8 protein-coding genes are annotated in these 10,505 nt (G+C 69.3%); 4 read left to right on the top strand and 4 right to left on the bottom strand.

Going from position 1 to position 10,505, the window contains the following annotated elements; translation table 11 throughout:
* The 3 genes from ACLP4W_RS16065 to ACLP4W_RS16055 form a co-directional block, all read left to right on the top strand.
* Positions 1-639 (top strand): FAD-linked oxidase C-terminal domain-containing protein (locus ACLP4W_RS16065; RefSeq protein WP_442387533.1); only part of this gene is annotated, 639 nt, incomplete at its 5' end.
* Positions 640-742: 103 nt separating this feature from the next.
* Complete coding sequence (locus ACLP4W_RS16060; protein ID WP_442387531.1) at positions 743-1,984, top strand: cytochrome P450; 1,242 nt, start codon at positions 743-745, stop codon at positions 1,982-1,984.
* Positions 1,981-2,589, top strand: a complete 609-nt coding sequence (locus ACLP4W_RS16055; RefSeq protein ID WP_442387535.1) for a TetR/AcrR family transcriptional regulator — start codon at positions 1,981-1,983, stop codon at positions 2,587-2,589. The genes ACLP4W_RS16060 and ACLP4W_RS16055 overlap by 4 nt, the downstream gene beginning before the upstream one ends.
* On the opposite strand, the gene ACLP4W_RS16050 is transcribed toward ACLP4W_RS16055, so the two are convergent.
* Positions 2,557-3,708, bottom strand: a complete 1,152-nt coding sequence (locus ACLP4W_RS16050) for an acyltransferase family protein (RefSeq protein ID WP_442387529.1) — start codon at positions 3,706-3,708, stop codon at positions 2,557-2,559. The genes ACLP4W_RS16055 and ACLP4W_RS16050 overlap by 33 nt on opposite strands.
* Positions 3,705-5,411 carry a DEAD/DEAH box helicase gene (locus ACLP4W_RS16045; RefSeq protein ID WP_442387527.1) on the bottom strand — a complete coding sequence of 569 codons (1,707 nt, stop codon included), beginning with the start codon at positions 5,409-5,411 and terminating at the stop codon, positions 3,705-3,707. The genes ACLP4W_RS16050 and ACLP4W_RS16045 overlap by 4 nt, the downstream gene beginning before the upstream one ends.
* A gap of 83 nt (positions 5,412-5,494) precedes the next feature.
* On the opposite strand from ACLP4W_RS16045, the gene ACLP4W_RS16040 reads away from it, so the two are divergent.
* Complete coding sequence (locus ACLP4W_RS16040) at positions 5,495-6,088, top strand: LppP/LprE family lipoprotein (RefSeq protein WP_442387525.1); 594 nt, start codon at positions 5,495-5,497, stop codon at positions 6,086-6,088.
* A gap of 187 nt (positions 6,089-6,275) precedes the next feature.
* Here the strand turns inward: ACLP4W_RS16040 and ACLP4W_RS16035 are convergent, their stop codons facing one another.
* The gene (locus ACLP4W_RS16035; RefSeq protein WP_442387523.1) at positions 6,276-9,746 is read right to left on the bottom strand and encodes a PE family protein; all 3,471 of its coding nucleotides are present in this window, start codon (positions 9,744-9,746) and stop codon (positions 6,276-6,278) included.
* 291 nt (positions 9,747-10,037) lie between these two features.
* Positions 10,038-10,397, bottom strand: coding sequence for a hypothetical protein (locus ACLP4W_RS16030; RefSeq protein WP_442387521.1), 360 nt, complete (start codon positions 10,395-10,397; stop codon positions 10,038-10,040).
* Between the last annotated feature and the right edge of the window lie 108 nt (positions 10,398-10,505).

The raw sequence follows: 10,505 nt of genomic DNA, 5'->3' as shown, positions 1-10,505 counted from the left end.
CGGCCGTCGATGCTGGAAGTCATGGATTCGGTGGCGATCAACGCCGTCGAGGACACGCTGCGGATGGATCTGGACCGCTCGGCGGCCGCGATGCTGGTCGCCGGCTCCGACGAGCGTGGCCGGGCCGGGACCGATGACGCCGAACTAATGGCCGCGGTGTTCGCCGAAAGCGGTGCAACGGAAATGTTTTCCACCGACGACCCCGACGAGGGCGAGGCGTTCGTCGCCGCCCGCCGGTTCTGCATCCCGGCGGTGGAGGCCAAGGGGTCGCTGCTGCTCGAAGACGTCGGGGTGCCGCTGCCGGCGCTGGGCGAGTTGGTCGACGGGGTTGCGCAAATTGCTTCTCATCGCGACGTGATGATCTCGGTGATCGCGCACGCCGGCGACGGCAACACCCACCCGCTGATCGTGTACGACCCCGCCGACGCCGCCATGACCGAGCGCGCCCACCTCGCGTTCGGCGAGATCATGGACCTGGCCGTCGGCCTGGGCGGCACGATCACCGGTGAGCACGGCGTCGGCCGGTTGAAGCGGCCGTGGCTGGACGGCTATCTCGGGCCCGAGGTGATGGAGTTAAACCAGCGCATCAAGCAGGCGTTGGACCCGCTCGGAATCCTGAACCCCGGCGCGGCGATCTAGTCCTTCGCCGAGCGTGAAGCTGACGACGCTCGTCCGGCGTGTCGCGTCGCCCGATTCACGCTCGGCGGTTGACACAAGGCCATGTTTGTCATACGAATGAGACATGCCAGCAGTGATGTCTCACCATGCACCGGTCGCGTTTCGGCTCGCCACCGCCGCGACGTGGCCGAATCCCTGGCCGATGTACCGGGCACTGCGCGATCACGACCCGGTGCACCACGTCGTCCCCGAAGGCAGGCCCGAGCACGACTACTACGTGCTTTCCCGCCACGCGGACGTCTGGGCGGCGGCCCGCGACCACGAGACCTTTTCCTCGGCACACGGGCTGACCGTCACCTATGGTGACTTGGAACTTATTGGGCTGCAAGATAATCCGCCGTTCGTGATGCAGGATCCGCCGGCGCACACCGAGTTTCGCAAACTGGTGTCGCGCGGATTCACCCCGCGACAGGTCGAGGCGGTGGAGCCCAAGGTGCGCGACTTCGTCGTCGAGCGCATCGAGAAGCTGCGCGCCGAGGGTGGCGGCGACATTGTCACCGAGCTGTTCAAACCGCTGCCGTCGATGGTGGTCGCGCACTATCTCGGTGTGCCCGAGGAAGACCGGGCGCAATTCGACGGTTGGACGGATGCGATCGTCGCGGCCAATACCGCCGACGGCGGCGTCGGCGGATTACTGGAAACGGTCGGCGATGCGGTGGGGTCGATGATGGCCTACTTCACCGGGCTGATCGAGCGGCGCCGAACCGAACCCGAAGACGACACCATCTCCCACCTGGTCGCCGCGGGCGTCGGCGCCGACGGCGACACCGCCGGAACGCTGTCGGTGCTGGCGTTCACGTTCACGATGGTCACCGGCGGCAACGACACCGTCACCGGAATGCTGGGCGGCTCAATGCCGTTGCTGCACGAACGCCCCGACCAGAGGCGGCTTTTGGTTGAGGAGCCGGAGCTTATTCCCGACGCGGTGGAGGAGCTGCTGCGAATGACCTCGCCGGTGCAGGGGCTGGCGCGCACGACCACCCGGGACGTGACGATCGGCGACACCACCGTCCCGGCCGGTCGCAAGGTGCTGCTGCTGTATGGTTCGGCCAACCACGACGAACGCCAATACGGGCCGGACGCGGGCGAACTCGACGTGACCCGCTGCCCGCGCTACATCCTGACTTTCAGCCACGGCGCACACCACTGCCTGGGCGCGGCCGCGGCCCGGATGCAATCCCGGGTTGCGCTGACCGAACTGCTGGCGCGCTGCCCCGAGTTCGAGGTCGACGAGTCAGCCATCGTCTGGTCGGGCGGCAGTTACGTGCGGCGGCCGCTGTCGGTGCCGATCCGGGTGAATTCCTGATGCCGGCCGACTGGCTGGGCTCGCGCCGCACCGAAGTAGCCGCGGACCGGATACTCGACGCGGCCGGGGAGCTCTACACCCAGCGGGACCAGGCTTCGATCGGCATGAACGAAATCGCCAGGGCCGCGGGCTGTTCCCGCGCGACGCTGTACCGGTACTTCGAGAACCGTGAGGCGCTGCGGACCGCTTATGTGCACCGCGAGACGCGCCGGCTCGGCCGCGCGATCAAAGAGCAGATCGGCGGCATTGACGACCCGCACGAACGGCTGGTCGCGAGCGTCACCGCCACGTTGCGGATGGTTCGCGAAAGCCCCGCGCTGGCGTCGTGGTTTGCCATCACCCGTCCGCCGATCGGCGGCGAGGTGGCCGGACAGTCCGAGGTGATTACCGCCCTGGCCGCCGCATTTCTGAGCACCTTGGGTCCGGAAGATCCCGCCGCCGTCGAACGGCGGGCCCGTTGGGTGGTGCGGATTCTCACGTCGCTGCTGATGTACCCCGGCCAGGACGAGGCGGACGAGCGGGCGATGATCGAGGAGTTCGTCGTCCCGATCGTGACACCGGCTTCGGCCGGCTCACTCCCGCACGCGCGTGAATCGGTGCAGTAGCCAGGCTAACGGAATGGTCAGCGCCAGCGTCGCGATGAACAGGTACAGCATGGGGCCCGTGTAGACGTGCGCCCGAACCACGTAGACCATCGCGAATTCCATCGTTATGAGATGGATCAGGAAGATCTCGTAGGAGATCTCGCCCAGCCACACCATCGGCCGGGTGGCCAGCAGCTTGGAGTACCACCCTTGGATCGGGGGGGTGCCACCGAGGGCCAGCGGTGCCACCGCCAGTGTGGCGATCACGGCATAGAACACCGTCTTGAAGAGCGCCTCGTTCACCGACGCGGGCGAAGTCGTCGGCGCGCCCGCGATCGGTGTGGAAACGATGAAATAGCAGATGACTGCCAGCGGTATGGCCATGAACGCGTAGCAGCGCACGTACATCGCCTGCAGCACGGCCAGCGCCATGCCGCCGAGGAACCAGGCGAGGTAGGTGGGCAGCCACAGCCGAGCGCCGTCGGGAAACCAGTGATCGGTGTGCACCAGGATCAACCAGACCGGGCTGATCAACGTCATCCCCGCCAGAACGGCCAGCACTAGTCTCGGCCGCCACCGCCGCCGGCAGATCAGCACCAGCAGCAGGTATGCCAGCGGGGGTAGCACCACGTAGAAGGCCGCCTCCACCGCCAGGCTCCACATCTGGGTCAGCCCCTGGTGCAGGTACTTGCCCAGGTAGCCGTTGCAGTAGATCTGCGTCAGGGTGAGGTTGCGGATCAGACCCATCCAGGTGTGCCCGGGGTTGGGTCCCGCCGCGTGGAAGTGGTACAGCACGTAAGCGAACAGCACGGTGATGAGGTAGGCGGGCATGATGCGCCGAACCCGGTGCCACGCATAGCGACTCAGCGAAGGCGGTGGGCCGCCGGTGGCCGCCGACTTCACCCACGGGCGGAACAAGAGGAAGCCGGACAGCACGAAAAAGATCGGAACGCCGATCTCCATCCGGGCACCGACCAGGCCCCAATAGCCGTGCGTGTACTTGCCGGTGGTGTAGGCGGCGTGGGTGCCGACGACGAGCAGGGCGGCGACCGCGCGGATCCCGGTCAGCGAAGCGACCCGGTCCACGTGGGAGGTCTGCTCGAGTCCGCCCTGGGCGTCCCGTTCCTCGGACAGCGTCATCCGGTGTGTTTTCTGCCTGGTTTGCCGCCGTCACGGCGGACTTTTGCGGGGGGCTTGTCGGACGACCTTTCGGGCCGAAGGTCGATCAGCACCCCCGAGATACGGGTCTGCTCAAGCTTTTTGAGCGTCGCACGGGGCAGTTTGGCCGGCAGCTCCACCAGGGAGAAGTCCGGCCCGATGGCGATGTGGCCGAAATCGCTGCGATGCAGACCTCCCTCGTTGGCGATGGCGCCGACGATCGCACCGGGACCGATCTTGTGACGCTTTCCGACGGAGACCCGGTAGGTGGTGAACGGTCTTGCCTGCCTTGGCCTTTCGGGATGTTCCCGGCGTTCGCGCGGTTCGGGCGGCGGTTCGGGTGCCATCAGGAACTCCTCGCCGTCGCGGGACTGCAACGCCAGCGCGGCGGCGATGTCACCCATCGGGACGTCGTGCTCGCGCTCGTAGTCCTGCACCAACTTGCGGAACAGCTCGATTCCCGGGGCGCCCAGCGCGTCGGTGATGGAATCGCCGAATTTTGCCACCCGCTGGGCGTTGACGTCCTCGACGGTGGGCAATTCGGCTTCGGTGAGCGTTTGCCGCGTCGCCTTTTCGATGGCCTTGAGCAGGTGGCGCTCCCGCGGGGAGACGAACAGCAGCGCCGTACCCGAGCGCCCGGCCCGGCCGGTGCGGCCGATGCGGTGGACGTAGGACTCGGTGTCGTGCGGGATGTCGTAGTTGAGCACGTGCGATATCCGCTCCACGTCCAGCCCGCGCGCGGCCACATCGGTGGCGACCAGGATGTCGATGCCTTTGGCGCCGCCGTCTTTGAGCGCTGCGATGGTTCGCTCGCGCTGCGCCTGCGGGATGTCGCCGTTGATTGCGGCCGCGGAAAACCCTCGTGCCCTGAGCTTTTCGGCAACCTCCTCGGTCGCCTGCTTGGTGCGGACGAAGACGATCATCGCCTCGAACGGCTCGACTTCCAGGACCCGGGTCAGCGCGTCCATCTTGCGGGGTCCGGCGACCTGGATGTAGCGCTGCGAAATGTTCTCGGCCGTGGCGGTTTTGGCCTTGGAGGTGACCTCGAACGGATCGTGCAGGTACTTGGTGGTGAGCTTGCGGATCGCCGGCGGCATGGTCGCCGAGAACAGGGCCACCTGTTTGTATTCCGGGGTTTCGGACAGGATGCGCTCGACATCTTCGGCGAAGCCCATGGTGAGCATCTCGTCGGCCTCGTCGAGCACCAGGTAGTCCACCCGCGACAGGTCCAGCGTCCCGCGCTCGAGGTGGTCGATGACCCGGCCGGGGGTGCCGACCACCACCTGCGCGCCGCGTCGCAGGCCGGCCAGCTGCACGGTGTAGGACGATCCGCCGTAGATCGGCAGCACGTGGATCTGCGGCAGGTGCGCCCCGTAGCGGCTGAACGCCTCGGCCACCTGCAGCGCCAGCTCCCGGGTGGGCGCCAAGACCAGCGCTTGGGTTGCTTTGCTGGTGACATCGATTTTGGACAGGATCGGGACCGCGAAGGCCGCCGTCTTGCCGGTGCCGGTCTGGGCCAGCCCCACCACGTCGGAACCCGCCATCAGCGCCGGAATCGTCGCCGCCTGAATGGCGGTCGGCGACTCGTAACCGACGTCTGCGATCGCCCGCATGACGGCAGGGTGAATCTGCAGGTCGGCGAACGTCGGCGAGGCAGCCTCGGGCGGGTTTTCGGGGAGGGGCATTTCGTATGGAGTTTAGTGGGTGAAGGGCGGCGGGTGCGGCACGCGGCCGCGCCTGCCGCAGCCGCGGGCCCGATGCCGGTACGGTGCGCGGTGTGTGGTCACTACCCTGCCGCGCCGAGCCACAGGCGGGCGTGGTTGTTGTTGCATTGCTCGCGGTTGCCCTGACGGGTTGCGGTTCAGGGGATTCCACGGTCGCCAAGACGCCGCAGGCGACGACTTCTGCGACCGCTTCGATCACCGCCCCCGCCACAGCCGGCCCGTCGGAGGCCGCCGCGCCCAGCAGCGCCCCACCCCCCGACCCGTGCGCGGTCAATCTGGCCTCCCCCGCGATCGCGAAGGTGGTCTCCGAGCTGCCGCGCGATCCGCGCAGTCAGCAAGCCTGGAATCCCGAGCCGCTGGCCGGTAACTACAACGAGTGCGCTCAGTTGTCGGCGGTGATCATCAAGGCGAACACCAATGCGGACAATCCGACCACCCGGGCGGTGCTGTTCCATCTCGGCCAGTTCATCCCGCAGGGGGTGCCGGACACCTACGGGTTCAACGGAATTGACGCGGCGCAGACCAACGGCGACACGGTGGCGCTGACGTATCCCAACGGTACGAACGGGTTGAGCACCGACGTCCGGTTCCATTGGAACGGCAACGCTGTAGAGCTCATCGGTAACACCAGCCGCTGAGTGAGCCGACGGCCCAGCGAGCTGCGAATGCCCGTCAGGAGCACGCAAGGCCCCGCGCTGTTTGCTCGCCGGCCATCCGAATAGACCTACCACGGTCAACATGTGAACTATTCGGTGGGAGCCTGCCGGCGGGTGCTTTTGACGGCCCCGTCGGTGGCCGAAACGGTCCGGGCGCTGACGCCCGGTGTTAGCTGTTCGCGCCGGGGCTGCCGTTGGCGGAGCTGAAGCCGCCGATGCCACCGACGCCGGCGGTGCCGCCGTCGCCACCGTCGTTAAACGGTGTGGCGCCGCCGGTGCCGCCCGTCCCGCCGGTACCAACAACGCCGTCGCCGCCGTTGCCACCGGTGGTGGCAGTGCTGGTAGCGCCGTCGACAAAGCCGCCACCGCCGCCACCACCACCGGTGCCGGCCCCGCCATTCCCACCGGAGCCGCCGCTGGCCGAGAGGAGGGGACTGGTGGTGGTGGTACCGGCGGTGCCGCCGATGCCGCCGGTACCGCCGGCATCGCTGGCGGAGGCGGCCCCACCGCCACCACCACCGCCGCCGCCGCTAGCCACAGCGCCGCTCACGGCACCGCCCGCGCCGCCGCCGCCGCCGGCGCCGGCAGTGCCAGAGGAGGCGTCACCGTCGCCGCCGTCACCACCGCTGCCGCCGGTGCCTTCGGTGACGGTGGTGCCCTGGATGGAGGTGGCTGTGCCGCCGGTGCCACCGGTGCCGCCGCCACCACCGCTGCCGCCGGTGCCGCCGGTGCCGGTGCCGACGCCGCCGACGCCGCCCTGGCCGCCGTTGCCGCCGTCGCCAGCGGTTCCGCCAGTACCAATGGCGCCGGTGTTACCGCCGGTGCCACCGGTGCCGCCGTTACCGCCGAGGCCGCCAGCGCCGCCGTTGGCGGCACCCGTGCCGACCGTGCCGCTGCCGCCGTTACCGCCCTGGCCACCGACGCCGCCTTGACCGCCGCTGCCGCTGGTACCGGTCATATCGCCAGCGCTTCCGGCATTGCCGCCGGCGCCTGCGTTGCCGCCACTGCCGGCGTTGTCACCGGTGCCGGCCAGCCCGTCAGCCCCGGCACCGCCGTCGCCTCCGTTGCCGGCATTGCCGCCATTGCCCACGGTGCCACCGGTGCCGCCCGCACCGGCCGCCCCACCGTCACCGCCGTTGCCGCCGGTGCCACCGGCACCGCCGTCACCGCCACTGGTGCCGGCGTCCGCCGTACCCGAGCCGCCGACGCCGCCTTGACCGCCTACGCCGCCATTGCCACCGTTGCCGTTGTTAGCACTCAGGCCGGCGGCGTTACCACCCTGACCGCCCTGGCCACCGTTACCGGCGTTACCACCCGCGGTACTGGTGCCGGTGCCGCCGTCGATGCCGGCCCCACCATTACCGCCGTTCCCGGCGTTGCCACCGCTGCCGTCGGTGCCACCAGTGCCGACCGCACCGGCCGCACCACCGTTACCTCCATTACCACCTTGGCCGCCAGCGCCAGCGTTGGTGGCGCTAGACCCGCCGACGCCGCCCGCACCACCGACACCACCGTTGCCACCGCTGCCGTTTGCCGCACCGCCGCCAATGTCGCTGCCACCAACACCGCCGCTGCCGGCGTTACCGCCGTTGCCAGCGGCGTCACCGCTACCGGCCAGGCCATCAGCCCCAGCACCACCATTGCCGCCGCTGCCGGCGTTGCCGCCGGCACCGTTGACCCCACCGGAGCCGACCGCGCCAGCCGCCCCACCGTCGCCACCGTTACCGCCACTACCGCCAGCGCCGCCGCTACCGGCGCCGGTGCCGGTGTCGACGGTGCCCGAACCGCCCGCGCCGCCCTGGCCACCCACGCCACCGGCGCCGCCGTTACCACTGGTCCCGGCCGCGCCACCCGCGCTACCGCCCACGCCACCCTGACCACCGTTGCCGGCGTTACCACCGGATTCGCTGGTGTTAACCGCACCATCGAGGCCCGTACCGCCATGACCACCGTTGCCGGCGTTACCACCATTGCCCACGAGACCGCCGGCACCGACCGCACCGGACGCCCCACCCGCGCCGCCATTACCGCCCTGGCCGCCAGCGCCAGCGTCGCCGCCATTGCCGACGCTGCCGCCGGTACCGCCGACCCCACCCAGGCCGCCGTTGCCGCCACTACCGCTGGTACCGGCCGCACCGCCAGCAGCACCACCTTGGCCGCCGGGCCCGCCCAAGCCGCCAGTACCGCCGGCATCACCGCTACCAGCCAGCCCGTCGGCCCCGGCACCGGCGTTACCGCCAGCCCCGGCGTTACCACCATTGCCCACGCCCCCGCCGGTGCCGCCGGTGCCGGCGGCACCGCCGATTCCACCTTTACCCCCGGACCCACCGGCACCACCGTTGCCGGCGCCGGCACCGGTGTCAACGGCACCGGCTCCGCCGTTCCCGCCGCTGCTGCCAGCCCCGGCGTTACCTCCCGAGCCGTTGATCCCGGCGGCACCGGAATTGCCGCCGGCGCCACCGTTACCGCCGGCACCACCGTTAAAGCCGCTGCCTCCGGCGGTGGCGGCCACATCACCGGCCCCACCGTTACCGCCGACACCGCCGTGACCACCCGCACCCGCGGCACCCCCGGCGCCGTTACTGCCAATGAGGTTCAAAAATCCCGAGGTGCCGCCGGCCCCACCGGCCCCCGCATTACCGCCATCGCCGCCGTTACCACCATTGCCACCGTCCAGGCCAGCACCCACCCCGGACGCACCATTACCGCCAAGGCCGCCACCCTCACCATTACCACCGCGTCCACCGCCCCCACCGGCCCCACCCAGCAGCGCATCGTTAGCCCCACCGACCCCACCACTACCACCGTGACCGCCGTTACCGCCGGCCACACCACTAGCGCCGGGAACCCCACCCGAGCCACCCGCACTACCGGCCCCACCGTCACCACCGACCCCGCCGGCGCCGCCGGCGCCGTTCACCGAGAACAACTGCGTATTCGCCCCACCGGCCCCGCCATTACCGCCCGACGCGCCGGCCCCACCCTGACCACCCACACCGCCCAGACCGCCACTGCCGCCACCGATCAGCCCGTTAGCTCCGCCGGCCCCGCCGTTACCGCCATTCCCACCGGCCGCCCCGCCGGCCCCACCAGCCCCGCCATTACCCCCGTGACCCCACAAGCCCGCCACCCCGCCGGCCCCACCGGCCCCGCCCGCATTGGCGCCCGTACCCGCCACCCCCGAGCCACCATTGCCGCCGTTTCCGACCAACCACCCACCGGGCCCACCGGGCTGCCCCGTGCCCGTCGCCCCATCAACGCCATTGCCGAACAACGGACGCCCCGTCAAGTCCTGCACCGGCGAAAACCACTGAATCCCCGACGCCGCCTGCTCCAACGACGCCAACGGCGACACGTTGGCCGCCTCGGCGGCCGCATACGTCAACCCACCGGAGGTCAACGCCGCCACAAACTGGTCATGAAACGACGCCGCCTGCGCACTCAGCGCCTGATACTCCCGCCCGAAATCGCCAAACAAACCCGCGATCGCCGCCGACACCTCATCGGACGCCGCCGCCACCACCGACGTCGTCGACCCAGCCGCCGTCACATTCGCCGACCGAAGCGCCGACCCAATCCCCGCCAAATCCGACGACGCCGAAGCCAACACATCCGGCGAAGCGATCACAAAAGACGACATCTGCAACTCCCAGCAGAAGAGCGATACCGATAGAACGGTAATATACGGATAGTATTCATACCACGTTGGTAATTGCCTAAAAAGCCGACTGACCCCCCGCAAAAGTGCGGAAAGTCCGTACCTCGACCCACTACGAAGTCCATTCACGGCCGGCTCGGACGCCAGAAACACAGCACCGACAAGGCAGCACACGCCTCACGGCAGAGTGGAGCCCTGGCCGCAAGCCACCCAGCGCCCACCATCAGGCAGCAGGTGTTGCCCACGCACCGCCCCGCGACGCAGCGAGCTGCGTCAGCCACTCACCATCAGCGGAAGCGAGATCACTCCTGAGCCGCAAGTCACCACCAGTACCCAACGGCCATTCACAGGCAGGTGTACCTCGACGGGAAAGAACGCGAACCCGATTTCGCCGCCGGCGGCGGACGCGGGCAACTCATACTCAATGTTCAGCGGCTCGTCACCGGTTGGAGGGCGAATCTCCACCTCAACCCCCCGGACCGGACTATCCGTTTCGGCCTGCGTGAGCACCACAAGCACAAACTGCGCTAACCGATCGGGGCCGACCCTGAATCCGGACAGCACGCCGCCCGACACATTGAGCTTGTTATCCACCACCGAAGCCGCTTCGGCGAGGAAGGCCCCCGTGATCACCCCGCCGAAGTTACCGGCTCGCCGGGCATCAGGAAGGTCGAGGGCACGCTGCCGATCGCGGACAGGCGGCCAGCGAGCGGCCGCGCAGAACGGCGCTAGTGTCGGACG

It is taken from the genome of Mycobacterium sp. (genome assembly GCF_052145595.1).
Taxonomy (GTDB): domain Bacteria; phylum Actinomycetota; class Actinomycetes; order Mycobacteriales; family Mycobacteriaceae; genus Mycobacterium.
The sequence above is the reverse complement of the archived record's forward strand: the minus strand, read 5'-3'. Positions and strand labels throughout refer to the sequence as shown.

What these genes read in the sequence shown, in the direction of transcription:
- ACLP4W_RS16060 (WP_442387531.1), top strand. Translation starts at nt 743, where the DNA reads ATGCCAGCAGTGATGTCTCACCATGCACCGGTCGCGTTTCGGCTCGCC.
- ACLP4W_RS16050 (WP_442387529.1), bottom strand. Translation starts at nt 3,708, where the DNA reads ATGACGCTGTCCGAGGAACGGGACGCCCAGGGCGGACTCGAGCAGACC.
- ACLP4W_RS16045 (WP_442387527.1), bottom strand. Translation starts at nt 5,411, where the DNA reads ATGCCCCTCCCCGAAAACCCGCCCGAGGCTGCCTCGCCGACGTTCGCC.
- ACLP4W_RS16035 (WP_442387523.1), bottom strand. Translation starts at nt 9,746, where the DNA reads ATGTCGTCTTTTGTGATCGCTTCGCCGGATGTGTTGGCTTCGGCGTCG.